The 24,982-nt window shown below is 44.6% G+C and carries 23 protein-coding genes and 1 rRNA gene; 23 read left to right on the top strand and 1 reads right to left on the bottom strand.

The genetic code is table 11. The features are described 5' to 3' along the window. The first annotated feature begins 310 nt into the window (after positions 1–310). Positions 311–4,588, top strand: coding sequence for a S8 family serine peptidase (locus ASD40_RS03120; protein WP_057301881.1), 4,278 nt, complete (start codon positions 311–313; stop codon positions 4,586–4,588). A 64-nt stretch (positions 4,589–4,652) separates the two neighbouring features. Here ASD40_RS03120 and ASD40_RS03115 read toward each other — a convergent pair whose 3' ends face one another. Continuing rightward, positions 4,653–5,885: a helix-turn-helix domain-containing protein gene (locus tag ASD40_RS03115; protein ID WP_057301880.1), complete on the bottom strand. Its 1,233-nt coding sequence runs from the start codon at positions 5,883–5,885 to the stop codon at positions 4,653–4,655. 437 nt (positions 5,886–6,322) lie between these two features. Between ASD40_RS03115 and ASD40_RS03110 the strand changes: the two genes are divergently transcribed. The 22 genes from ASD40_RS03110 to ASD40_RS03015 form a co-directional block, all read left to right on the top strand. After that, entirely contained in the window at positions 6,323–6,847 is a 525-nt protein-coding gene (locus ASD40_RS03110; RefSeq protein ID WP_057301879.1) for a DUF5317 domain-containing protein, read from the top strand. Then, a complete protein-coding gene (locus ASD40_RS03105) occupies positions 6,837–9,185 on the top strand; it encodes an EAL domain-containing protein (protein WP_057301878.1) in 2,349 nt (782 codons plus the stop codon). The genes ASD40_RS03110 and ASD40_RS03105 overlap by 11 nt, the downstream gene beginning before the upstream one ends. Before the next feature lie 412 nt (positions 9,186–9,597). Next, a complete protein-coding gene (gene eutL / locus ASD40_RS03100; RefSeq protein ID WP_057301877.1) occupies positions 9,598–10,254 on the top strand; it encodes an ethanolamine utilization microcompartment protein EutL in 657 nt (218 codons plus the stop codon). A 19-nt stretch (positions 10,255–10,273) separates the two neighbouring features. Next, entirely contained in the window at positions 10,274–10,786 is a 513-nt protein-coding gene (locus ASD40_RS39205; protein ID WP_057301876.1) for a BMC domain-containing protein, read from the top strand. After that, entirely contained in the window at positions 10,783–12,270 is a 1,488-nt protein-coding gene (locus ASD40_RS03090; protein ID WP_057301875.1) for an acetaldehyde dehydrogenase (acetylating), read from the top strand. The genes ASD40_RS39205 and ASD40_RS03090 overlap by 4 nt, the downstream gene beginning before the upstream one ends. A gap of 17 nt (positions 12,271–12,287) precedes the next feature. Further along, positions 12,288–12,575, top strand: a complete 288-nt coding sequence (locus ASD40_RS03085) for a BMC domain-containing protein (RefSeq protein WP_047676490.1) — start codon at positions 12,288–12,290, stop codon at positions 12,573–12,575. Positions 12,576–12,583: 8 nt separating this feature from the next. Beyond that, entirely contained in the window at positions 12,584–13,378 is a 795-nt protein-coding gene (gene pduL, locus ASD40_RS03080; RefSeq protein WP_057301874.1) for a phosphate propanoyltransferase, read from the top strand. Next, the gene (locus ASD40_RS03075) at positions 13,379–14,206 is read left to right on the top strand and encodes a hypothetical protein (RefSeq protein ID WP_057301873.1); all 828 of its coding nucleotides are present in this window, start codon (positions 13,379–13,381) and stop codon (positions 14,204–14,206) included. A 6-nt stretch (positions 14,207–14,212) separates the two neighbouring features. Then, positions 14,213–14,515 (top strand): EutN/CcmL family microcompartment protein, encoded by a 303-nt coding sequence (locus ASD40_RS03070; RefSeq protein WP_057301872.1) that lies wholly within the window; start codon positions 14,213–14,215, stop codon positions 14,513–14,515. Then, complete coding sequence (locus ASD40_RS03065; protein WP_057301871.1) at positions 14,497–14,838, top strand: BMC domain-containing protein; 342 nt, start codon at positions 14,497–14,499, stop codon at positions 14,836–14,838. Before ASD40_RS03070 ends, ASD40_RS03065 begins: the two co-directional genes overlap by 19 nt. Before the next feature lie 4 nt (positions 14,839–14,842). Next, entirely contained in the window at positions 14,843–15,283 is a 441-nt protein-coding gene (locus ASD40_RS03060) for a EutP/PduV family microcompartment system protein (protein ID WP_057301870.1), read from the top strand. Positions 15,284–15,308: 25 nt separating this feature from the next. Continuing rightward, a complete protein-coding gene (locus ASD40_RS03055; protein WP_156389878.1) occupies positions 15,309–16,754 on the top strand; it encodes a sensor histidine kinase in 1,446 nt (481 codons plus the stop codon). Positions 16,755–16,756: 2 nt separating this feature from the next. After that, positions 16,757–17,359: an ANTAR domain-containing response regulator gene (locus ASD40_RS03050; protein WP_057301869.1), complete on the top strand. Its 603-nt coding sequence runs from the start codon at positions 16,757–16,759 to the stop codon at positions 17,357–17,359. Positions 17,360–17,366: 7 nt separating this feature from the next. After that, positions 17,367–18,848 carry an ethanolamine ammonia-lyase reactivating factor EutA gene (locus tag ASD40_RS03045; protein WP_057301868.1) on the top strand — a complete coding sequence of 494 codons (1,482 nt, stop codon included), beginning with the start codon at positions 17,367–17,369 and terminating at the stop codon, positions 18,846–18,848. Beyond that, complete coding sequence (locus tag ASD40_RS03040; protein ID WP_057301867.1) at positions 18,845–20,206, top strand: ethanolamine ammonia-lyase subunit EutB; 1,362 nt, start codon at positions 18,845–18,847, stop codon at positions 20,204–20,206. The genes ASD40_RS03045 and ASD40_RS03040 overlap by 4 nt, the downstream gene beginning before the upstream one ends. Before the next feature lie 58 nt (positions 20,207–20,264). Next, positions 20,265–21,188: an ethanolamine ammonia-lyase subunit EutC gene (gene eutC / locus ASD40_RS03035; protein ID WP_057301866.1), complete on the top strand. Its 924-nt coding sequence runs from the start codon at positions 20,265–20,267 to the stop codon at positions 21,186–21,188. A gap of 73 nt (positions 21,189–21,261) precedes the next feature. Then, positions 21,262–21,390, top strand: a complete 129-nt coding sequence (locus ASD40_RS39010; RefSeq protein WP_261304047.1) for a hypothetical protein — start codon at positions 21,262–21,264, stop codon at positions 21,388–21,390. 51 nt (positions 21,391–21,441) lie between these two features. Continuing rightward, positions 21,442–22,980: an amino acid permease gene (locus tag ASD40_RS03030; RefSeq protein WP_057301865.1), complete on the top strand. Its 1,539-nt coding sequence runs from the start codon at positions 21,442–21,444 to the stop codon at positions 22,978–22,980. Between the two features lie 65 nt (positions 22,981–23,045). Beyond that, on the top strand, positions 23,046–23,798 hold the full coding sequence (locus tag ASD40_RS03025) for a YwmB family TATA-box binding protein (RefSeq protein ID WP_057301864.1): 753 nt from the start codon (positions 23,046–23,048) through the stop codon (positions 23,796–23,798). A 186-nt stretch (positions 23,799–23,984) separates the two neighbouring features. Then, positions 23,985–24,125 carry a hypothetical protein gene (locus ASD40_RS36975; RefSeq protein ID WP_156389877.1) on the top strand — a complete coding sequence of 47 codons (141 nt, stop codon included), beginning with the start codon at positions 23,985–23,987 and terminating at the stop codon, positions 24,123–24,125. Further along, the gene (locus ASD40_RS03020) at positions 24,122–24,358 is read left to right on the top strand and encodes a hypothetical protein (RefSeq protein ID WP_057301863.1); all 237 of its coding nucleotides are present in this window, start codon (positions 24,122–24,124) and stop codon (positions 24,356–24,358) included. Before ASD40_RS36975 ends, ASD40_RS03020 begins: the two co-directional genes overlap by 4 nt. A 530-nt stretch (positions 24,359–24,888) precedes the next feature. Then, a 16S ribosomal RNA gene (locus ASD40_RS03015) occupies positions 24,889–24,982 on the top strand; the annotation flags it as partial.

The following is a 24,982-nucleotide window of genomic DNA, read 5'->3' as shown; positions in this document are numbered from 1 at the left end:
TGCAATATATAATATCTTTAAATTAAGATTCTTAGTTATGAGATAATAATATGCTTCATGAAGTGAAAAGTCAAGATGTATTTATTTTTTCGATTTGCCATGTATGGACAAGTAGTAACATCCAGGAGACCGTTGTTCCAAGGGGGATTTCATGGTCCCATTTCAATTAAAAGACTAGCATTTCAGGCACCAACCATCTCAAAAACCCCCAAAATTCCCCCCATTTACCTCCTATTAAAGTGCATGTAGACTGGTAGTTAATAGAGTTCTTAAACTCAGATTCTATAGATCAAACACCGGGAGTGAGGACATGGGAAAAGGTAGATTGAACAAAATTGCTACAAAAGCTTTAGCCGGTTTATTACTTGTATCTTCATTATTTCCCTTTCAGGTATTTGCTGAGGTGCCTTCGAAGAATGTAGAGAATTTGTTAAAGAATCTCTCGGCTGATCAAAGAAAAGCTCTAACGGAAATGAAAGTAGGACGACCGGTGATTTCTCCGGAGATTAACCTCAAAAGTTCGGCATTAACCCATGTTATTATTGAATTTAAGCAAGCTCCTGCTAAGGTAGAAGTTATTAAACAGGCGGTAGGGGGAGTGAGCATCTCACCTGCTGTTGCGCAGAAAGATGCGGAAGATAATCACGATGTCTTTAAACAGTTTTTACAAAAGATGAAACCAAGTACTAAATCTAAACCTGGAATAACGCCATTCATGATTGGAGAAGAAGCGTTGAAAATTACAAGAGAGTATCACCATGCATTCAATGGTGTTGCGATGACTTTGCCAGGTACGGATGTTGAAACTCTATTGAAATCTGGCGTGGTTAACCGAATTTGGAAAGATAATATCGTAAGGCTTGATCCAAAAGAAATGGAAATTGCCTCGGTTCCTAATGGACCGCAACTCCAACAGATAACGGATGACAATCGTATCCCGCTTGAAGGAATTGACGTTCTGCATAGCAAAGGAATTAAAGGAAAAGGGGTTAAGGTTGGCGTTCTCGATACGGGAATCGACTACAATCATCCCGATTTAAAGGCTGTTTATAAAGGGTATACGGCCCAACCGAACGTGGACCCGAAGTCTATCGATCCGGTAACGGTGAAAGGTTGGGACTTCATCGATAACGATGCCGATCCTATGGAAACAACGTACAATGACTGGGTAGCTGTTGGAAAACCGAGTGGAGCCACTTACTTTACTTCGCACGGCACTCATGTATCGGGAACGATCGCAGGTCAAGGCACCAACAACGTTGCTTCCCCCGTTTTAGGGGTAGCACCTGATGTTGATCTCTATGTGTATAGAGTGTTAGGACCTTATGGAACCGGACCTGAAAGCGGAATTATCGCTGCAATCGATAAATCCGTGCAAGACGGAATGCAAGTCATTAATTTATCCTTGGGAGCTACGTATAATGACCCACTTGCCCCAGAAGCAATCGCTATTAACAACGCGACACTCTCAGGAGTGGTATGTCTTGTAGCAGCAGGGAATTCAGGGCCAAATGAAAGAACAGTTACCGTTCCGGGCACGACAGCACTTGGTATTACGGTTGGAGCAAGCGATTTCTCCATGGCCATTCCTACGGTTTCGGCGAGCGTCTACTCTAGTGTGGTTACGCAGCTTCCTGATATGAAGCTATTAGCCAAAAATTTCAACGATAACCTAGGAGATTTAACAGGAAAGACATTCCCAATCGTATATGCGGGACTGGGTATGAGTGCTGACTTTGAAGGTAAGGACTTTACAGGTAAAGTTGCCCTGATTGCGCGGGGAGAGAATGCCTTGGACGAGAAGGTCGTAAATGCTAGAGCAGCCGGAGCAAAGGCAGTTCTAATGTACAACAATGTGGTTGGAGAAATCCCGCACTATACGGGGCAAGGTCCCAAATTTATCCCGTCATTCCGGTTGACTAAAGCAGATGGGGAATTCTTATTATCGCTTGATCAGCCTACGATAACCTTTGGAGCCGTAAACTCGATTGTGACTGAAGGCAACCACTTGGCAGATTTCAGCGGAAGAGGTCCGGTTAATACGAATTATGACATTAAGCCGGACGTTATCGGACCGGGTGTAGCCGTTTACTCCAGCTATCCGGAGTATATCAATAGTCCCGAAGATGGGATAGATTATTCATCAGCCTATGCCCGCATTTCTGGAACCTCCATGGCCACTCCGCATATGGCAGGTATAGCCGCACTTGTTTTGCAGCAAAATAATACTTATACGCCTTTTGATGTGAAAGCTGCATTGATGAATACAGCAGATGCCCTTAATGGAAATTACTCGGTCTATGAAGTGGGTGCAGGTGAAGTTGATGTTACCGAAGCGGTTTTTGCTACTACTTCAATTAAAGTGAAAGCTAAGACTATTAACGAAAAAGATGGCGTATTATCTGAAATTGAAGATCTAACAGGCTCTCTATTTTTTGGAAACCACGCTAAAAGTAAGAACACAGCAGTTGAGGAGAGTCGTAACTTAGTTATCCAAAATAGAAGCGCTAACGATAAACAATATCATATCACGGTTGAATATTTGCCGGCGAAGCCAGGTTTGCCAAATGCTGTGGTAAATGGTGTTACAGTGAATGTACCCAGCACCGTCAGTGTAGCCACTTATCAGATGACCGATCTGATAGCGGGCATTCAGGTTCCAACCAATGCGGCATTAGGCAGATATGAAGGTTATATTCACATTGAAAATGCGGATCCAACGCAAGCTGAAGCGAAATATCGGATTCCTTTTGCTGTTCGTGTGGTTGAACCAGGAATCGAATATATGCAATTGAGTAACCAGGCAATTATGACGAAACCGCCTGAAGTGAGCCACCCTTTTCTAGAAGACCCAGCTAAAATATTGTTTTTCAAATTGAATAGCCCTATACAAAAGATCGATGTGCTCATAACGGATAAGGATGGACATGTAATGGGGAGTGCTAATGGACATTCTGTTAATGCAGTAGATGCCCCTTTAGATCAAGAAATTTATATCTATCCCGTTGGCGGGTGGGTGTTTCCCTTTACTGGAGATCCTTCTCATCCGAGTGTTAGTCCAACTCCAGTAGATTTGCCGGAAGGCGCGTATAAGGTTAGGATGATCGCAACGGATGAGAATGGTCTTACTTACACCAAAGAACAAGCATTTGTTGTGGATAATACGCTGCCGGAACTCAATTTCCTAGACAAAGCGCCAGGTGTCTACGAGGTTAGCGATGATATGTATACAGTTGAAAAAATAAACGGTAAAGATCAGAGTGCTCTGTGGGTACATGCCAACGTACATGACGCAGCCCTTGATTCTCTATCATCGTCGAACATCACGCAATCTGCTAATCATCTCTATTATTATGAAAATCAAAACGTCTATCCTGACGGTGAATTCCCTATTCAGCCCAGCGGAGACGTAAAGTTCGGCGTAACGCCGGATGATATTAAGGATTACCCTTTAACGTTAAACTTGTTCCCAGTTGACATGGCTACAAACGCACGCCTTGTTAGAGATTTCCACCACTATGGGTTTATCAAAGCAGGCTCAGCTTATGTCGTACCACAATATAATAAGAAAAAAGTATATTTGGGTGACGAGATTACTATGACCTTAAATTTAAACAACGTCGAGAAGCTTATCTCTGGCACTTATACGGTGGATTATTATAAGCATTTTGAGTTTGTAGATGTAAAGGTAAACCCCGCTTTTAAAGCGATGGCTGCCCAAAAAGGCCTTAAGGTGAAAGTGGATGACGCGGTCGTAAGTGATCACGATGTGTACACCGAATCCAAAAAGATGGTGAAAGTTGGGGCCTCAATAACAGGAAACAATTTTCACGGGTTTGATGGAGACAGTGCCTTCCTTGATGTTACTTTTAGATTGACTGATGATAAGTGGTATTTGGAAAAAGATACGATGAATATCGAACAAAATATCGAAGAGTTTTTCTACATGAAAAATGGGGAAACGATACCAACGAAAGCGCCTGTTTTTAACCAAATCAACGGATTTGATATAATTCCGAAACATTCGACTATCGCATCAGTTACGTGGGCTGAAGCATTTATGGATGAAAATGGCTATTTGGATTGGAATAAGGATTTATCTAAGATCGGATCCAAAGCATACGCGAGAGCAGCGGATGGAAAAACGTATGCGGGAACCATCGATAACAGCGGCGTTTTCTACATTTATGATCTCCCTGTTTCAGAACAGGCTTACGATATCATTGTAGAGGTTCCGGGGCATTTAAAAAGCAAATTAACGGTACAATTGAGTAAAACGGAAGATGGAGAGCTTATAGGAACAGATCCATGGCTTTCGCCTGATCAGCCGCTCAGTTACGCCGGAGATGTGAATGGCGATAATATGATCGACATTGAAGATCTCAAGAAAGCGGTCCACGCTTACGGGAAATCCTCCAAGATAGAGGATTTGAACCAAGATGGAATCGTGGATGAGAAGGATATTCGTTTCATCGAAAAGAACTTCCTACGAATAGATCCGGATGCCAAAGGTAAACCGAAAGAGAAAGACGGGAAAAAAGGATTGGCTTATTACTTGCATGAACTAGGTTTTGAGCCAAAGAATTAACAGAATAGACAAAAAAAGGAACTTTTCCACTGAATCTGTGGCAAAGTTCCTTTTTTGCATAAAGCTAATTCTCATGGTTAATCAAAACAAGGGCTATTTCCATAGCTTTATCATGCTGATTTGTCTTCGAATAGTAATTGAATAACTCTTTCTCGGACCGTTGGATCAGATACGTATACCCGTATTCTCTAAATTTAGGTAATGCTTGATCACTTAAATAATGATGATACTCTGCATCTTGTTTTTTGATCAAGAATAGAATGAGGTTAAAGAGGAGTATATATAAGGATTCCTTGATTCCTTTAGCGATAGCTAATCCATCTTGAGTCATTTTTATTAATTCATCTCGGGAAAATAATGCTCCATCCAGGCAGCTTCTAATATATCCCTCTAAAGAAAGTAGGTAAGGGGCTGACTTTATTTCTTTAAGACTCATGGATTGCTGATAATACCTGCTGGCAGACTCATAGTCTTGCCTTCTTAGGTATTCAAAGGCCAAATTATGCAGGACTCTTGCCTTTCGAGTAGGCGCATTACAGATATCACAACTTAGAAGCAGTTTCTCAAAGCGTCTTATGGTTTCCTTAAAATCTCGGTTTTTATCATCTTTGACCTGGATCAGCATGAGCATTTCAGCATCAATAACTCTTAAAAAGCTATTAATACTTTTGAAAAAAACCAAGGATTTCTCTGCATAATAGTACGCCATTATCGGTGATTGGACGGTGTGATAGGCAACTGCTAAATGATAGTAATACTCGTGGTTATTGTAATCCTCATAGACGATGGCATTTAACGTATCTATGGCCTTAAAGTAATCCTGTTTAGTCATATAGTACATCCCTAATACATGCTTGAATAAATTGGTTTCATAAAGGGGGAGCTGATGTGCAACCTTATTGATTTGCTTAATAATCTTATAAGCATTTGCCGGTTGACTATGCATGAGGTAATATCTAGCTTTTAATAAGGAGTAGAGTGCTTTGTAATCAGAGAGTTGGACCAGGTGTTCACGTTCAAGTTCGTTGTTCAACTTATCCATATCTTCAAATAGCTGCTCAATAATTACATCATGCCAATGAAGGAGGCGGGTTCGGATATTTTTGAGGCGAATGGCCTCTTGTTCTATATTAATATCTAGGCGTTTAGATAGGAGAGTAATGATCTCAGGCGCATATTCGGTCGAGCCTCGTTCTATTTTACTAATATGTGTATCGGAACAAATACCTCGACCCAATTGCTCTTGTGTTAATTGGGCTTTTTCTCGATAAAATTTGATGATTTTACCTTCATACATACAAAATCCCCCTAAGTGCCTATGGAGTTTTCATTCATTCATTATCAACCATTGTATAATAAAAACGAAGAAGAGGCACCTCTTTGGAAGATTGGGAGGTAAGATGTACCAAGGGACATCCGAACATATGAAAAAGATCCTTCTCCCTTTATGTCATTTTATATCGAATTATCGTATATTTTGAATATTTTCATTGTATAAAAAATCCATTAAAAGTATAATTTCTTTAATGGATTTTTCCATTTGACTAGACATTCTTTTCAAACAAAGGGGAGGAAATGAAAATGAAAAATTGGAAGAATTGGGTACTTATGACTCTTGTTTTGACAGCTATGGTTTATTCATCCGTTGTATCACAGCCTTGGGGGCCATAATCCCAAAAAGGAGCTAGGCAAAACCTAGTTCCTTTCATTTTTTATATAAAGGAATGAACATATATGATTTACTTCATACTTGCAGGCCTTCTACTTTGTATCATTCTAAAACGCAATTTATTGACAATTGTTGATTCCTTTGCAGCTTTCAGAATGCCTTATTTATTGATCGGTACCTTTGCTTTCCAAATTTTTATTTATTGGTTGAGTAATAGAACGGGGCGCGATTATCCTATTCTACTTGAACTTTCATTTGCTACAATGATCTTAGGCTTATGGATGAACAGGCATTTACCAGGAATTATTTTCATATGTTTTGGTGCCTTGTTTAATTTATTTGCCATTAGTATACACGGTGGATTAATGCCAGTATCAGAAAAGGCTCTGATGATGTCTGGGTATAATGGTTCTGCTTTTGTTACAGACGACCCTCGACATCAACTAATGAATACTTCCAATTATTGGTGGTTGGGAGATTGGATTCCTTTTTTCAAACATGTGATAAGTATTGGAGATATTAGTGTAGGCTTCGGATTTATTCGATATCTATTAGGAACCACTTCAAAGAGGGAGCAGCATGAAGGATAAAAATCTATACACTCTGATATTATTCTTAACTGGAATTTACACAACATTTATCTGTCTGGAATTTCTTCAATCTAATAGAGTTTGGGAACCTATAATTCTTATATGCGTCTTAACTTTAATAGTTGACATATTTCCAATTAAAATGGCTAATGGACTTTTGTATAATGGATCAACGTTAGGAATTCTTTACTTGATGTATTCTATGGGAATTTCAGCAAGTACGGTTCCTATCCTTGTAAGCGCCATAATGTTTTTTTTGCTAGCCACCAAACCATTTTATAGAATTAACTGGTATCGGTTATTTTCAACGTTAGGCATGTATTTTATTAGTATGGTATGTGCAGCAGCAATTCTGCAGTTTACAACCCAACTACCAGTGATCATTCAAGTTATTTGCATTACCTTTGTTTTCGAGAATGTTAACTTATTAATACGTGCAGGAATCATGAAATTTGTAAGTAAAATTCCTTTTTTTAATGAAATTTCAATGATTAAGATTGTTAAAATGCAAGTTTCTTTATTAGTAGTAGCCATTATATTGTATCATTTTCTGAAACAAACTAATTCAAGTGGTCTACTTATCGAGATCATTTTTGCGGTCTTCCTTATGCTAGTTATTAACTTCTTTATCTCAGCGTATAATAAGCATATTTATAAAATAGAAGAAAGCAAACAACGCTACCAGTCTTTATTTGACCGTAATCCAGATATTGTATTCACACTGGATCTATCAGGTAAAATTACGAGTATTAACCCGATGTTAGAAAAAATACTTGGCTATTCCCCAGAGAATATAATGGACGTTAATTTATTCGAGTATGCGATTTCTACAGAGAAACAAGAAGTGATACGTCATATAGAACAGGCGCTGCTGGGAAATCCGCAACAATTTACAATGGGCTTTTTAACAAAAGAGGGTACAACCCGTGATCTGTTCATAACTTGTGGTCCGACGGTAGTGAACGATCAAATTGTTGGGGTCTATGGAATTGCTAAGGATATTACCGAGCAGAAGCAAGCCGAACAGATTATTCATAGAATGGCTTACTTTGATGAAATAACCGGGCTGCCGAACCGAAGCAATTTTCAAGAATGTATGGCTGAAACATTGGAAAAAGCTCGTAACAACGACAACGCCTTAGTCGGATTAATGTTTCTTGATTTAGATAAATTCAAACAAGTAAATGATACGCTGGGGCATCATACAGGTGATCTTCTATTAATAGATGTGTCTAAGCGCATTATCCAATCTGTTCCGGAAGGATCTATCGTATCAAGGCTGGGGGGCGATGAATTTACGATTATTTTTCCAAATCTAAGCCATATAGATGAGGTCATACCAGTTGCCGATGTAATCTTACAAGCATTAGCTGAACCTTTTTATTTGAATAAAAGAGAATTATATATAACGACCAGTATAGGGATTTGTATATATCCTGAACATGGGACCGATGTGGAAACGCTGATCAGAAATGCAGATGCCTCTATGTATCGGGCCAAAGAATCCGGTGGAAACACATACAGCGTATATTCGAAAAGTATTCAAGAGCTTAATGAAGCCAAGCACAAGATACATTCTAATTTGCACAAAGCGATCGAGCGCGAAGAGTTTTATTTGCATTTTCAACCGAAGATCGATTTGACTAATGATAAAATTAACGGTGTAGAGGCCCTCATTCGATGGAAAAATCAAGAATTGGGACAAATGTCACCTGTTCAGTTTATTCCGATTGCCGAGGAGAGTGGATTGATCCTGCCCATCGGGGAATGGGTGTTAAGTACGGCATGTAGGCAGAATAAAGCGTGGCAAGATGCAGGGTTTCCACCTATTGTTATGTCGGTTAATCTTTCCTCCATTCAATTGCAAAATGAGCATTTAGTCCGAACGATTGGGCAAATTTTGCGGGAAACGGAGCTAGATCCTCAGTGGCTTGAAATTGAGATAACGGAAAGTATGCTGCTGCAGAATACCCAACATACGATGAAGGTGCTTGAAGAAATTAAAGAGCTAGGTATATCTATTTCCATCGATGATTTTGGAGTGGGTTATTCTTCGCTTAGTTATTTGAAGCATTTTTCATTCGATTATTTGAAAATGGACAAGTCTTTTATCGATAACCTAAACATGTCTCCAAAAGACGAATTGATCATAAGTGGTATTATCAAATTGGCGCATAGCCTAAACATGAAAGTAATCGCCGAAGGCGTCGAATCGAGTGAACAGCTTTCTTACTTGCGTGAGCAAGGTTGTGATGGCGTTCAGGGGTATTTGATCAGCAGACCGATACCGGCCGATGAGTTTACTGAGCGGGTATGGTCTCTGAAAAGTGAATATTGATTTGATTAAGCCCTGTAAAATCATGAATTTTGTCCATAACGAACTAGGAATTCCTTTAATAAATATCTAGATTTTATATAAGATTTAAACCACCGTCTGTATCACAATTCAATGTGAATGGACGGTTTTTCTTGTTCTAATCTCTATTATTAATATGATAAACTAGCCTTACAAAGTTACCTTCCGGAGGAATTATGAACGATCTAGCAAGAAAGCTGGAGCTCGCGCTGAAAGAAATTACTCCAACAAGGCAAGATGGACAACAACCTGGAATATTCCTTGTACAACCCGCATATCCATAATCAAAAGCATAAATAGCAGGCAAAGGTGCCTTAGGTCCAAGAACGACAAGTCGTTCTCTGCACCTGGGCACCTTTTTGTTTTCATTCATTTAGGTGAAGAGGTGAAAGGAGTGAAACAACAACCAATTCGAGCCATTCCGCTCGCAGTTAGGATCATCCCTAATGTGGATGCCGGCTTGGCACTTCAATTGGAATTGAAGCCAGGCATTCGCAGCCTCGGTCTGTTAACGTCCAGCATCGATGATGTGGGTTACACCGCTATTGATGAAGCAACGAAGAATGCAGCAGTCGAAGTGGTATATGCTCGTTCATTTTATGCGGGATCAGGTCATGCTTCTGGACCGCTATCAGGAGAATTTATAGGGATCATAGGCGGTGCATCGCCCGCCGAAGTGAGAAGCGGGCTTGATGCGGCTATCCAGGTGATGGAGACTGGGGCTTGTTTTTACTCCCTCAACGACGAGGGAACGCATGCTTACTATGCTCATGTAGTCTCCAGAACCGGTTCTTATCTGTCTACATTGGCGGAAATTCAAGAAGGAGAGCCTCTTGCCTATTTGATTGCTCCGCCACTCGAAGCCGTTTTCGCACTCGATGCCGCACTGAAGGCGGCCGATGTACGCATGTGCAAGTTTTATGGTCCGCCGACGGAGACGAACTTTGCGGGAGGATTATTGACAGGCAGTCAATCTGCTTGTACGGCAGCAGCAGAAGCGTTCGCGGAAGCCGTTCGAAGCATTGCTCGAGAACCTAAGAAAATAGGGTAAAAGAAGCAGGTGTTTACAAATGGATGAAAGATTGATGTCTTTGGGCATGATCGAAACTTACGGTCTGCCCGCATTAATTGCAGCCGCAGATGCTGCAGCCAAAACCGCAGATGTGAAGGTAACGACCTATGAAAAAGTGGATGCCGGTATCGTAACGATCTATATTCTGGGCGATGTTGCAGCGGTCAAAGCTGCCGTGGATGCAGGTGCGGCAGAAGCGAAGAGAGTAGGCAAGCTGTTATCCACACACGTTATACCGCGACCTGATCCTTCCGTACACGCGATGATTCAGGAGGCTTGGTCCAAAAACCAGCCGAAAGATTCGCCGAAGGTGGAGCTCATTAAGGCGTCAGCAATGCACGAAAAGAGCGAACCGAATTGGAGCAAAATGACCGTAGCACAGCTCAGAGAGCTTGCGCATAATACGCCTCGATTCCCCATAACCGGTCGGGATATCCAATTGGTTAGCAAGGCCGAATTGGTCAAGCTTTTCACGAGGATGGATGCTGAAGGGGGAGATCCCGTGACATGAAGCTCGATAGCGATTTACAAGCGATCCAGGAGGTCCGCCATTTCCTTCAAGAGGCGAAGGCGGCACAAAAACAACTGGAGAAAATGACGCAATCGCAAATTGACGCCATCGTAGCCGCCATGGCTCAAGCGGCGGAGTCGGAAGCGGAGCGGCTGGGTGCAATGGCCGTAGAAGAGACAGGCTTCGGAAAAGTTGCCGATAAAAAAGAGAAAAATCTCTTCGTTGCGAGAGAAGTCTACTCGGCGATCAAGGATATGCAAACGGTCGGTATCATCCGTAAAGATGATGTGAAGCAAGTCTGGGAAATCGCTCAACCGGTCGGTATCGTTGCTGCGATTATACCTTCAACGAACCCGACATCGACCGTTTTGTTCAAATGCATGATCGCACTTAAATCAAGAAACGCCATCGTGATCAGTCCGCATCCATCGGCTCTGCGCTGCTCACAGGAGTCGGCAGCCGTCATGCGTGCTGCGGCTGAGAAGGCAGGAGCCCCTCCCGGGCTGATTCATTGTCTATCGTTTCCGTCCCTTGAGGCGAGCGGCGAACTGATGAAGCATAAACTGACCGATCTCATCTTGGCAACGGGTGGAACCGCAATGGTCAAGGCCGCTTACAGCTCCGGCAAGCCCGCCTACGGTGTCGGTCCCGGCAACGTTCCGGTTTATATACATCAGAGTGCGAATATCCCCCGAGCTGTGCACCTGATTTTGCAAAGCAAAACGTTCGACTACGGAACGATCTGCGCTTCGGAACAAGCGCTTGTCGTCGATCAAGCAGTAAAAGCGGAGCTGGTCGCGGAATTGAAGCGGCAAGGGGCTTACTTTTTAAATACGGAGGAAAAAGAAAAGGTTGGCTCGATCCTCACCATTGGAAAAGGGATGAACCCGAATGTGGTTGGCCGTTCTCCGCAAGTGATTGCGGGCAAGGCTGGCATAATCGTTCCGGAGAATGCAAGGGTACTGGTCGCTGAAGAGTCGGAGGTAGGACACGCGTATCCATTTTCCATGGAAAAACTCAGTCCTGTGCTTGCTTTATATACCGTTAGTGACTGGCAAGAAGGCTGTCATAGATGCATCGATTTGTTGGAGCTCGGAGGTCTTGGACATACACTCGGCATTCATGGCGAGGACTTGTCGATCATTGAGGCGTTCGGGCTGGAGAAACCAGCATCACGCATTGTGGTGAATACAGGCACGACGTTTGGGGGGATTGGTGCAACGACAGGGATTATGCCATCGATGACGCTGGGTTGTGGTTCCTATGGCAATAACATCACATCCGATAATATTAGTCCGCAGCATTTGCTGAATATTAAACGTGTTGCTTTTGGCATTAAAGAGATGAGGGCGGAGCCCGATACGAACCGTGTTGTAGCGCTAGTAGCGGAGAGTTTGGAAAGCTCTAATAAACTTAGTATTACGCGCGATGAAGTTGCGCAGATCATTAAAAGCGTACTTTCCGAAATGCAATTGCATACATAACAGAGGAGGAAATTCAAATGGCCGGAGAAATGGCAGCTTTAGGTTTAGTGGAAACGAAAGGCTTGGTAGGTTCAATTGAAGCGGCAGACGCCATGGTCAAGGCAGCGAATGTGAGATTGGTTGGTAAAGTTCATGTTGGCGGAGGACTGGTCACGGTCATGGTCAGAGGAGATGTTGGGGCTGTAAAGGCGGCCACGGATGCAGGGGCTGCAGCTGCGGAAAAAGTGGGAGAGCTTGTTTCTGTTCACGTCATTCCTCGTCCGCATTCCGACATTGAGTTCATTCTTCCTAAACTCGAAGGTTAAATACGTCTATGACGCTTATTACGGAAACGCATCTGCGTACGCAACTGATAAAAGGCCTGCCAAACCCGTTTCCGATAACGGACGGAGATAAGCTGACACCGGCAGCTGCTGACTTTTTAAAAGATAGGGGAATCTCATTGCAGCGCATGGCCCCTTCGGAGTCAACAATCCTTCCCGGAAGCGAGGATATTGGGCTCAAGCTCATTCCAGTCGGCGTTTCGAACCGCCATGTTCACCTTTCTCCCGAGCATGTTAAAGCGTTGTTCGGCGCTAATTACTCGTTAACTCCACTCCGTGAGCTGTCTCAAAAAGGTCAGTTCGCTGCACGTGAAACCGTGACATTAGTTGGTCCTAAAGGGATCATCCAACATGTCCGCATTCTTGGTCCTTCACGTGGAGCGACCCAAGTGGAGATCTCGCGTACAGACGGATATGTGCTAGGCGTTCATCCTCCGGTCCGATTATCTGGTGATATCCAAGGTACACCAAGTATTACACTCGTCGGTGCGAGCGGAACGGTCGTTTTGCAGCAGGGACTGATCATTGCCAAAAATCATGTGCACATGTCTCCAGAAGATGCCCATATCTTTCAGGTCAACGAAGGAGATCGCCTCATTGTCCAAGCCATGGGGGAGCGGCCGATTATTTTTGCTGATACGATCGTGAGGGTTAGCGCGCATTTTTCACTGGATTTTCATATCGACTTGGATGAAGCGAATGCTGCCCATTTGAATATAGGGGATAAGGTTCAGATGATCGGCAAAAACGGTGAAATCACGCGTGCCGAAAGGAGGCAGCTCTAGGTGGAGATCAAGCAAATGGTCGAATCTATTGTTCGTGAGCTCATTGACTCTTTGGAGAAGCAAGCAGTCAAGCGGCCTAAGGTGCTTTATATTTTTTACGACAGTACGGCTCATGAGGCTTTTACCGATCATTTTATATGGTTAAATAATCACCAGGTTAATCATGATATTTTGTTCCTGGATGGCGAGGCTTCTTCTTGGCTGGGGAAGCACCAAATTGAATGCGGTGGTCGCGGAAAAACGATTGCATCTGACGAATTCGCCCCGTCTCCTCTAGAGGTGCCTCTCGAATATGAGGGAATCGTGATCCCGGAAATTGATCTAGATAATGCGGCAAGGGCCGCTCTTGGCATGAAAGGGACCATCATATCGGAGATCATCTTTTCCACGTTGGTTCAGAATAAATTTGTACTCATCGGCGATGATATCTCTGGGTTGAAGCGGGCTGACCGACGGACGCTCAAGACAATAACAATGCCTAAGCCTTATGTAAACCTTTTTGATTATTACAAAATGGAACTGCAAATGTATGGTGTTGAATTTGGTCCATTGAAGCAGCTGGCTGAAATGGTTGTGAATAAAATCCGTCCAAACTCAGAGACAGAAATCACTGAACCCAACAGCTCCATAAAAAAAGACGAGCGAACCGAGGATAACGGGCACATCGTTTATGAAGGAAGGCTCATCTCAGCGGATTGGGTGGCGCGGGAATCCAAGAGTAAACCTCTTCGCCTACTTCGAGTTGGCAAGAGAACGATCATATCTTCACTGGCCCAGGACATGCTGAAAGAGAAGGGCATCACGATCGAATATGCGGCTGAAGGGTGAGGTCCTATGTTTTTAGGAAAAGTAATCGGCAGTGTATGGGCTACGCAAAAAGAAGTGGGCATGGACAATTTGAAATTGTTAGTGATCCAGCCGATGGATTTCAAAGACAGCGAAGCGGGCACTCCGGTCATTGCCGCAGACCGTATTGGAGCTGGTGTTGGCGAGAATGTGATCGTCTCCAGAGGGAGTCCTGCCCGAACCTTGTTCACGGATAAAATGGTTCCTATCGATGCCATGATCGTAGGCATTGTAGATAGCTATGAGGTCGCCCATGAAACCGAGGAGGACGTATGGAAGAGCAGAAAATGAGAGTGATTCAGGAATATGTGCCCGGCAAACAACTGACACTGGCTCATGTGATTGCCAATCCTGACCCGGTTTTGTATACGAAGCTTGGCATTGAGGAGAGGAATGCGATCGGGATTTTAACGCTTACCCCCACGGAAACGGCGATCATTGCCGCTGACATTGCGACCAAAGCGGCCAATGTAGGCATTGGTTATCTGGATCGGTTCACTGGCTCGCTCGTGCTCACAGGGGAAGTGGCTGCTGTGGAGATGGCGATTGAAGCTGTGAATGCTTTTTTGCAGGATAAGCTGAAATTTGCGACTGCACCGATAACGAGGTCTTGAATTTATGAAAAAAGTGATGCTGATCGGCGCTGTCGGTGCTGGGAAATCAACGTTAATTAAAGCCTTGTTCGGGGAATCGGAGCCTGCGACCAAAACCCAAAGTCTCATCTATCGGGACTGGATCATTGATACACCGGGTGAATACAGCGAAAATCCACTGTATTATCGCTCGCTAATAGCGACCTCTCAAGAGACTGCAGTCGTTGTGCTTGTGCAGGATGCTGCCCGGTACAGAAACTATTTTCCTCCCGGATTTGAACAGGGGTTTCCTGTATTAACGATTGGGGTAGTAACGAAGATTGATCACCCGAAGGCCGACATTGATCGAGCTATAACCCTTCTAAGACAGTCATTGCCAGAAGGCGAAATCTTTTTGACATCGGCTGCATCCGCAGTAGGAATTCAACGGCTGAAGGAAAGACTTATGGAGATTGTGCAGGAGTAAATCTACAACGTGATGAGGGATTCATGTGGTGCCGATTATGGAATTGTGCAGGAATTATACGATTTTAAGCGAGGAAGAAGCCCGGACGATCATGGAAATGGCCGCTCAACTGCAAATGATCGCCGATGTATCGGAATCGGATGTATTTATTGATTGCCCCCTCGCAGACAAGGGTTCAGCGCTTGTGGTTGCCGAGGCACACCCATCATCAGCCCCATCCCTCTATAAGACATCTGTCGTCGGACAATATGCTTTTGCGCAAAATGAGCCTGCCGTGATGTTTTGTTTGCTTTCCGGGCAGTCCGTGATCGGGTCGAGAGGCATCTCGCAGGAGCAGATTGCCATTCAGCAAAATGTTGTACCGATTCGCTCAACAAGCGGCAATGTCATTGGCGCATTGATCATGGAAAAGGACATCTCCGAAAAGCTCGAGCAGGAGAAAAATGTGACGAGATTAATGGAGACGACTGAACAGCTGAGCGAAACGCTGCTTACTGTGGCGATGTCTCAAGGCAGTATGCAGTCGCTTATGCACGAAGGCATCCTTTTATTTGATGACAAAGAGTATGTGACCTATACCAATCCCCGAGCAGCTGAAATGTTGAAGGAAATCGGTCATGTCGGCGTGATTAACGGGTACCCGATTGCCCAGTTGTTTTATGGCAGATTGGAAGGGAGCCCTCTCATTGGCCACAAAGGACTCATCCATCAGGAGCTTCAAATCGGGCATGTTTCTTTTGATCTGAAAGCCATGTCTATCTACCGGGATCAGCGGGAGGTAGGCGGCATTATTCTCATTCGCGACATCTCGGATATTAAAGAAAAAGAAAAGCAGCTAGTGATCAAATCCGCAGTTATTAAAGAAATTCATCATCGAGTGAAAAATAATTTGCAGACCGTATCCAGTCTACTCCGCTTACAGATGCGAAGAACCAAGCTCGAAGAGGTGGAGAGAGTCTATCGCGATAGTATCAACCGCATTAACAGCATTGCCGTTATTCATGAAATGCTTGCCTTTGAAGGACTAGAAACGATCCTCTTCAACGATGTGGTGGACCGTATTACGAAGAACATTATTTCATCCTCTTCCAAACCGGATCAGAATATTAACCCTAAAATCGATGGGGATGAGCTTATTTTACAGTCTGACGTTGCCACGACGCTTGCACTTGTTGTCAATGAGCTTGTGCAGAATTGCGTGCTGCATGCTTTTGGGGAGAGACGTACAGGGGAAATCGAGGTTTCCCTGCAATGTAATGGCACTATCGTCTGTGTCTGTGTATCTGACAATGGCGTCGGATTCCAAGCGGCAAACCATTCAGACAGGAAGGGTCATCTTGGCTTGAAAATAACAGAGACACTTGTGGAGGAAAATCTCAGTGGTGTCATTCATATAACTTCGGATGAACGGGGTACGGACGTTCAAATCACTTTTCCGCTTTCCAAAGCGCAGTACAAGGAGGACGAATAGCCATGAAAAATGCCATCGTTGTTGTGGATGATGATCCAATCATTCGCATGGATATTCGCGAGATGCTGGAAGAGGGCGGATATTGGGTCGCGGGAGAAGCCAAAAATGGCGAGGAAGCGGTAGAGCTCGTTGCCAGATTAAAACCGGACCTAGCCATCATGGATATTAAAATGCCGGTCATGAACGGCATCAAGGCGTCTCAAATTATACGCAAGCTGCAGCAGGATACATCGGTTTTACTCCTTACGGCATACAGCCAGAAGGAATTGGTGAAGGATGCTCGCGAGGCTGGTGTCGCTGCTTTCTTAGTCAAACCGGTGTCGGAGGAAGACTTGCTGCCCGCTGTGGAGATTGCCTTAAGTCAAAAAGAAAAGATGGATTCACTGAAACAAGACATCAAGCAGCTAAAGCAATCCATCGAAGAGCGCAAAGTGATCGAAAAAGCGAAAGGCATCGTGATGCAGGCATACTTCTTAAATGAGGAAGAAGCTTACAAGAAAATGCGTGAAGCAAGCATGACTACTCGTATTCCTCTTGCGAAGCTGGCGGCGTGCATGCTCACGGAGGGTTTGGAATCATTAACTAGTGCGGCACAGGACGGGTGATTGGGGCATGCAAAACCAGTGGATCACAAGTGTCGGCCTAGATATCGGAACGAGCACGACCAAGATGGTGATTAGCCGTTTGAAATTAGTACGCTCGTCGGGTGCTCTCAGCTTGCCTCGATTTGAGATTGCGGAGCGGGAATTGCTATATGCAAGTCCAATTTACAGCACTCCTCTTAAGAACGGCGATGAAATCAATGCGGAGCTCATATGGGAAATCGTGAACAAAGAGTACGAGCAGGCAGGAATTCGTCCAGCGGATTTGAAATCCGGTGCCGTTATCATTACCGGAGAAACGGCGAATAAAACGAACGCGAGACAAATTCTGCATCTGCTCGCCGAGCGCTCGGGCGATTTCGTGGTGGCAACCGCAGGTGCTGATCTAGAAGGGCTGCTTGCCGGCAAAGGCGCCGGTGCGGAGCGCCGATCGATGCAGATTCGAGGCGCAGTCGCCAATATCGATATCGGCGGGGGTACAGCGAATGCGGCTATTTTTCAAAGAGGCAAGATGGTTGGAACGGTCACCTTTCACGTTGGTGGCAGGCTCATCCAACTAGACTCAAATGGAGTGGTTATAGACGTATCGCCGTCGATTCGACCATGGCTGAGGACGAGCGGATACAACATTAAGGCTGGCGACACGGTTAGCTTTACTCTCATAAAAGAAATCTGCATGGGAATGTGCCACTGCATGATGGATTATTTAGCTGGGCAGATCATTCCTGAGCATGATGAGTCACTTCGTTCCTTGCTGAACGGCGAGCCGCTTGTGTCAATGCCTCCCATTGGAGAATGGATGGTATCCGGGGGAATCGGCCTGTTGATGGAGGCGAAGAAACCGGAAAGCTTGGCTGACACAACGGCCCATCATGATATCGGCCCTTTGCTAGCGCATACTTGGAAGGAATTATCGGCCCAATATCCGATCCGACTCATTCAAGCGGATCAAACGGTCAGAGCAACCGTCATCGGTGCCGGGATGCAGAGTACGGAAATCAGCGGCGCTACGGTGCATTTGGATGCATCGCTGCTGCCGATTCGCAATCTGCCTGTACTGGGGCTTGATGTATCCTCGCAGATGCTTGAACAAACTGGGCTGCTTGCAGATGTGCTAGAAGCGATCATGAAAAGCGGCGCAAGCCTTTTTGATCGGGATCAGTCACCTCCGTTCGGACTGGCCTTGTCAGGAATGAATGACCTTACGTATACATCGCTTCAGCACTTAGCGGATCGGCTGCATGCAAGTTTTGTTCAACATTTTCCTGCTAGTGAAGCTATGGTAGTCATCTGTGAAACGGATATCGCGAAGGCGCTCGGCCAATCCTTGGCTAAGCGCTGCGGGCAACTTCCGAAAGTTATTTGCATCGATCAAATTCGTGTGGTGCATGGGGATTATATCGATTTGGGCGAGCCGATTTCTGGGATCATGATTCCAGTAGTGGTTAAAACGTTGGCCTTTCACAACAGAGCGGAGGGGATAAGTCAGTGAACCTGAAGACTACGTTGCTTGGTACAACTTTTCAGTTTAAAGATTTAAAGGAAGTCATGGCGAAGGCTAACGAGGAGAAATCAGGCGATCAGTTGGCTGGCATCTCCGCACAGGATGCGAAGGAGAGGATCGCCGCCAAGCTGGTTCTGTCCGATTTGACGCTGGCAGATATCCGTAATCATCCGCTTCTGCCGCCAGAAATCGATGAAGTGTCGCGGGTAATCGAAGACGCTATAAACGAGAAAATCTACACCGAGGTTCGCAATTGGACGGTCGCTGAGCTGCGGGAGTATTTGCTGCGGCAAGAAACGGGAAATGATGAAATTCGCAGACTTTCCCGCGGCTTAACGAGTGAGATGGTGGCTGCTGCCGCCAAATTAATGAGCAACCTTGATCTGGTGCAAGCCGCATCCAAAATGGAAGTCACTACATATTGCAACATTACGATTGGCCAAAAGGGAGTGCTGTCCGGCCGGGCCCAACCCAATCATCCTACGGACAATATTCAGGGGATTAAGGCCGCTTTATTTGAAGCTTTAAGCTATGGGATCGGGGATGCGGTTATCGGTATCAATCCGGTTATCGATTCAGCGGATAGCGTCAAGAATATTTTGCTGGTCACCAAAGAAGTGATGGAGAAGTGGCAGATTCCGACGCAGAATTGTGTCCTAGCACATATCAAAACCCAGATGCGCGCTATTCGCCAAGGCGCTCCTGCGGACATGGTGTTTCAAAGCTTGGCCGGAACGGAAAACGGCAATAAAGCGTTCGGCATCGATGTTGCGCTGCTTAATGAAGCTGATGAGCTCATTGCCAGGGAAGGCACAGGGACGGGGCCGAATCTGTGGTATTTTGAAACGGGCCAAGGCTCCGAGTTGTCTGCCGAAGCGCATCACGGTATCGACCAGGTCACGCTCGAGTCCCGCTGTTATGGCCTTGCTCGAAAATATAAGCCGTTTATCGTCAACACGGTTGTGGGCTTCATCGGACCTGAGTATTTGTATGATAGCAAGCAGGTCATTCGGGCCGGTTTGGAAGACCATTTCATGGGGAAGCTTCAGCAGCTGCCGATGGGTGTAGATGTTTGCTACACCAACCATATGAAGGCAGATCAGAACGATATGGACAATTTGGCCGTGCTTCTTTCCGCTGCAGGCGTCAATTATCTGATCGGTGTAGCCATGGCAGATGACTGCATGCTCAATTACCAATCTACCAGCTACCACGATATCGCCACTTTGAGGGAATTGATGAGATTGCGTCCGGCCCCTGCTTTTGAACAATGGCTAGTGAAAATGGGGATCATGGAGAACGGCCGATTAACACCGTTGGCGGGAGATCCGACCCTTTTTATGTAACTTAGATGCTGCTTACGAAGCCAGTTTTGCTAAAGCAAAACGCTAAGGAGGAAACGACATGAACAAAGCTGTCCCCATGGATCAGCTTGTTGATATGGTGATGGCAGAGCTTGAGAAGAAGCTGTCTACATCAACAGCTGCTGATAATCCGGCGGCTATTCGCTATAAGGACCCTGCCCTGGTTAACGAGGAAACGCAGCGATCTCCCCGAGTAGAAGTGATGTCGGAAATGGTCCCGTCCCCCGAATTGGACACATTCACCTCTAAAGTACCATCCCCCAAATGGGAGGAAGGGATGAATGAGCTGCTTGCCAGCACACCGGCACGAATAGGCGTATGGCGTACGGGAACGAGGGCGCTCACCAAAGAGGTGCTTAAATTTCGCCGTGACCATGCCGCTGCTGTTGATTCCATCTATGGGGAAGCAAGTCAGAAGCTTTTGGACGAATTCGGTTTGTTTACGGTAGAAACTCGGTACGAGAACACGGAAAACTATTTAAAACGCCCCGATATGGGACGTATTATCACCGAACAAGGAATCGCGGTCATTCAGAAAAGGTGCAAGATGAAGCCGCAGGTACAGATTGTCGTTTCGGATGGACTTAGCGCCAATGCGGTAGATGCCAATTTGGGCGATGTGTATCCTTCGCTGCTTGATTCGCTTAGTGCTTATGGGTTATCCACAGGTACTCCATTTTTCGTCCGTGGCGGCAGGGTCGCTGTCATGGATCACATCGGCGAAATTGTGCAGCCGGAAGTGCTTGTGCTTTTGATCGGGGAAAGGCCTGGACTTGTTTCGTCGAAATCGCTAAGTGCTTACATCTGCTACAAACCGCGTAAAGGCACGGTAGAGAGCGACCGCACGGTGATTTCCAATATTCATCGCGGAGGTACCCCTCCACTTGAAGGCGGTGCGCATATCGGCACCATCGTGAATAAAATGCTTGAGCAAAAGACAAGCGGCGTCAACTTGGAAATCTAACCGTTTTTCCTGAGAATGCGCTTCGTTCAGAAGCTTTTCTATATGATGGTCCGGAGAAGGAGGTGGAGGCCGAATGGAACTGACGATTGGAATCGTAATTATTGCGGTAACATGTTTGTTTGCTTTATGGATTGTCAGAATCGCCAACAAAAGCATTCGCGAATTCGATGAAAGCAAGCATGAAAGTTTCCTAGGGAAATGAGACTTGTGACTTGTTGTACAAATCGTATCTATCTGATGAGGAGGATAAAAGATGAGCAACCCATCCAATCATCATGAAAAAGACAAAAGTGATTTAAACAAGTTCGGTTATGCCCAGGAACTGCTGCGCAGCATGGGCGGATTTTCCAATTTCGCGATTTCATTCTCTATCATTTCCATTCTTACTGGCGCTGTATCTTTATACGGCCACGGATTAACCTATGGCGGAGCGGGGATGATGGGCTTTGGCTGGCCGATTGTCGCCCTTTTTGTCATGTTCGTAGCAGCAGTCATGGCTGAGCTTGCTTCGGCCATTCCGACGGCCGGCGCTTTGTACCACTGGGCGGCTATTTTGAAAAACAAACGCTGGGGCTGGTACACCGCCTGGATCAATCTAATCGGGCAAATCGGGATTGTGGCCGGTATCGATTATTCGGTAGCCCTATTCGCCGATCCGCTCATCGCGAGTGTGTTCGGTTATGAATCCAACAATACAACCGTGTTGATTTGTTTCACGATCATTTTACTTACGCATGGCATTCTGAATCATATTGGGATTCGTATCGTTTCAAAGCTTAACGACTTCTCGGCATGGTACCATATCGCTGTGGTGGCGGTGCTGGTTTTGTCTCTTGCCTTTTTCACCAAAGGCAACTTGAATCCTGTCGATTATTTGTTCAAAGTGGGCGAAACATTTTCGGATAAACCATATATGTTTGCTTTTCTAATCGGACTTTTGCAAGCGCAGTGGACATTTACGGGCTACGACGCCTCCGCTCATACCATCGAAGAGACCATCAACCCTCGTGTGCGCGCGCCTTGGGGTATTTTCACATCTGTTGCCTACTCGTTTGTTATTGGATTCGTTATGCTTGCTTTTGTTACCTTGTCCATTAAGGATGCCGGTGCTGCTGCCGGTTCAAGCAATGCGTTCATCTATGTCATCAGCCAAGCGCTTGGAGGTACATTCGGCTCCGTCATTCTATGGTTGGTCACTGCCGCGATGTGGTTCTGCGGTCTAGCTTCTATCACTTCCTTCTCACGTATGATGTATGCCTTCTCTCGTGATAAAGGGATGCCGCTCAGCAACCAATGGGCGCAAATTTCGAAGAAATACCGTACACCTGCTAAAGCCATTTGGCTGGCCATTATTCTTTCGTTCCTGCTCGCTTTCATCGACTATATCATCAAAATGGTGAATCCGGATGCAACTTACACGACGATAGCGTTCCTAACTGCAGTCAGTGTTGTGGGCTTATATGTGGCTTACGGCATTCCGATCTATCTCAAGCTGAGAGCCAAAGCAGAAGGTAGATTTCAAGATAAGCATCTCGGACCATGGAATCTTGGAAAATACAGCACGTTCATTTCTGTCGTCGCGCTTCTGTGGATCATCTTCATCTGTATCGTCATGGTGATTCCTCCGAATCAAATGGCCGGCTATGCCGTAGCTGGTATGCTGATTCTACTTGTCATTATGGATTTAGCTTATTATAAAAATCACTTCCCTGGGCCGCAGGCCGCACTCAACACTTCCATGGAAGAAATCGTACGCCGAGAAAAAGAGCTTGAGAAAACCTCCTCTGTTTAACATTTGCTAGATTTGGGCATCCTTTTACTAGAGTTAAAGATTCTAGTAAAGAGGTGCCTTTTTATATGCAGAAATCTTGGTTATTATCGATCATTTGTATGACCATTATAAGTTTTATCTTTGGGTGGGTTCGCCATGCCGATGCGCAAGGTGAGCAGGAAGCACTTCAGTTATTGAACACAGTTAAACCGTACATGACGAGTGATAATAAAATAACCTTCAAATATACAGGCTATTACGGAACGTGCGATGGTATTGATCAGAATATGCTGCAAATTGGGAAGAAACTATCTCAAGCTTTTGAAATTCCTCAAGCTGAAGTGTTGAGTGAATCCAATTCACATCCGACCTATACAGCGAAATCTGAGGTTGTACCCGGAGCGGTCGTCACCGTGACAGTAGCAAGTCCACAAGGACAAACTGCCTGCTATGTCGTCTTGCGATTAGACGCTTCTCATGAAGCTGAACAGTCGGAGTTGGTTAAGTGGCAGGATCAAGCGGGCGAACAATTGAAGAAACTCGGTATAAATGGCCAATGGAATGTTATGGTGCAAGGTTATGTAAATGAGCAAGAACAGTCTGGTCAAAAGAGTTCTGCAGAGCTGGTAGATTCTATAGCTCTAGCTTTTAAAGGTAAAATCGTAGAAAGCTATAATGATCAGAATACGGTAAGTGCGTCTCTATCTTCGAAAGAGTTCCATTCTTCTATTAAGAGTGGTGATCAAACGGTAAATCTTCAGATTGCTTTGCATCAAGAGTCTACGACTGGTAAGCTGCGACTAACCGTAGGTACTCCGATCATAACAATGGAATACTAAAAATAGAGTCTTGAGGTGCAGTTTAATGCTGCACCTTTTTTGTTTGCTTCTATTTTTGGGTGGGATCAAAATTAATAGTTTGTCTCAGGTTTAATAGATTAATAGATTGGGTAGAATGAGTAACAAGTACAATTTGCAATTTGAATAACAAATACATAAGAAAATAAGCAAGGAGGTGATCTTAACATGCTGAAGAAAGCCAATCAAAAGAAGCCGATCCTACCATCCAATAATCCCGTTATTATAAATAACCGCTATTGTTTCCTGATGTGGGCCAAAACGGGTAATAAACGGTATCTGAATATACTCCAAGGAGTGGGAATATGACAACGATAACAAAGCCGGTCATCCCTAGTCTAATTGCAGAATCGATTGAAAGCCTCCGTATTGAGGGATGGGGAGATGACGATTTCTTTAACTTTTCGCAATATGATGAAGAGTCTCCTGAAGCTCGTGTTTTATTTCACTTCTTTCGAAACAACCGGGCAACGTTTGCGGCCGCCATTATCAATAGTTATGTGGTTCATGAACGTACAATGGAAATTAAAGCTGCTGAGTGAACAAAATTATAATGCCTTTGTTTTCGGTTTACTAAACATTAATGAACACGTGCTTAAGCAGCATGTGTTTTTTTGTTATAAAGATTTATTAGTTAGGAGATGTTATAAGAGTAGGTAAGAATCAACCCTAGAAACTTTTTTGTAATTGGAAAAATAAAACATTGCTATGTGTTTGGAWTCCATGTTATATTATCACTCCGGCCGCAAGACAGGCTGGTGAAAGTAACTAGAAAAAAACTAGTTGCAAAATAAAAATCAGTATGGTATATTACTTCTCGCTGCTTCGGTAACACGGCAGTGARCGAAAGAAATTGATCTTTGAAAACTGAACAACGAGTGAGTAAGCACGAACGAGAAATCGTTCAAAAAAGAGATTGCAAAATCTCGCTAGCAACGCAAATTCTTTGAAAACTGAACAACGAGTGAGTAAGCACGAACGAGAAATCGTTCAAAAAAGAGATTGCAAAATCTCGCTAGCAACGCAAATGAGCAATTAAGCTTTCAGATATACGGATGAGCAATCATCCACTATTATGGAGAGTTTGATCCTGGCTCAGGACGAACGCTGGCGGCGTGCCTAATACATGCAAGTCGAGCGGATTTATCYTTCGGGATAAGTTAGCG

Source organism: Paenibacillus sp. Root444D2, assembly GCF_001426375.1.
GTDB lineage: Bacteria > Bacillota > Bacilli > Paenibacillales > NBRC-103111 > Paenibacillus_E.
Note: the sequence above shows the minus strand (reverse complement) of the source record. Positions and strands in the feature narration are given on the sequence as shown.

Bases quoted from the DNA above. Each gene is read 5' to 3' on its own strand.
- ASD40_RS03120 (WP_057301881.1), top strand. From the start codon at position 311: ATGGGAAAAGGTAGATTGAACAAAATTGCTACAAAAGCTTTAGCCGGT.
- ASD40_RS03115 (WP_057301880.1), bottom strand. From the start codon at position 5,885: ATGTATGAAGGTAAAATCATCAAATTTTATCGAGAAAAAGCCCAATTA.
- ASD40_RS03110 (WP_057301879.1), top strand. From the start codon at position 6,323: ATGATTTACTTCATACTTGCAGGCCTTCTACTTTGTATCATTCTAAAA.
- ASD40_RS03105 (WP_057301878.1), top strand. From the start codon at position 6,837: ATGAAGGATAAAAATCTATACACTCTGATATTATTCTTAACTGGAATT.
- ASD40_RS39205 (WP_057301876.1), top strand. From the start codon at position 10,274: ATGGATGAAAGATTGATGTCTTTGGGCATGATCGAAACTTACGGTCTG.
- ASD40_RS03090 (WP_057301875.1), top strand. From the start codon at position 10,783: ATGAAGCTCGATAGCGATTTACAAGCGATCCAGGAGGTCCGCCATTTC.
- ASD40_RS03085 (WP_047676490.1), top strand. From the start codon at position 12,288: ATGGCCGGAGAAATGGCAGCTTTAGGTTTAGTGGAAACGAAAGGCTTG.
- pduL (WP_057301874.1), top strand. From the start codon at position 12,584: ATGACGCTTATTACGGAAACGCATCTGCGTACGCAACTGATAAAAGGC.
- ASD40_RS03070 (WP_057301872.1), top strand. From the start codon at position 14,213: ATGTTTTTAGGAAAAGTAATCGGCAGTGTATGGGCTACGCAAAAAGAA.
- ASD40_RS03065 (WP_057301871.1), top strand. From the start codon at position 14,497: ATGGAAGAGCAGAAAATGAGAGTGATTCAGGAATATGTGCCCGGCAAA.
- ASD40_RS03060 (WP_057301870.1), top strand. From the start codon at position 14,843: ATGAAAAAAGTGATGCTGATCGGCGCTGTCGGTGCTGGGAAATCAACG.
- ASD40_RS03050 (WP_057301869.1), top strand. From the start codon at position 16,757: ATGAAAAATGCCATCGTTGTTGTGGATGATGATCCAATCATTCGCATG.
- ASD40_RS03045 (WP_057301868.1), top strand. From the start codon at position 17,367: ATGCAAAACCAGTGGATCACAAGTGTCGGCCTAGATATCGGAACGAGC.
- eutC (WP_057301866.1), top strand. From the start codon at position 20,265: ATGAACAAAGCTGTCCCCATGGATCAGCTTGTTGATATGGTGATGGCA.
- ASD40_RS39010 (WP_261304047.1), top strand. From the start codon at position 21,262: ATGGAACTGACGATTGGAATCGTAATTATTGCGGTAACATGTTTGTTT.
- ASD40_RS03030 (WP_057301865.1), top strand. From the start codon at position 21,442: ATGAGCAACCCATCCAATCATCATGAAAAAGACAAAAGTGATTTAAAC.
- ASD40_RS03025 (WP_057301864.1), top strand. From the start codon at position 23,046: ATGCAGAAATCTTGGTTATTATCGATCATTTGTATGACCATTATAAGT.
- ASD40_RS36975 (WP_156389877.1), top strand. From the start codon at position 23,985: ATGCTGAAGAAAGCCAATCAAAAGAAGCCGATCCTACCATCCAATAAT.
- ASD40_RS03020 (WP_057301863.1), top strand. From the start codon at position 24,122: ATGACAACGATAACAAAGCCGGTCATCCCTAGTCTAATTGCAGAATCG.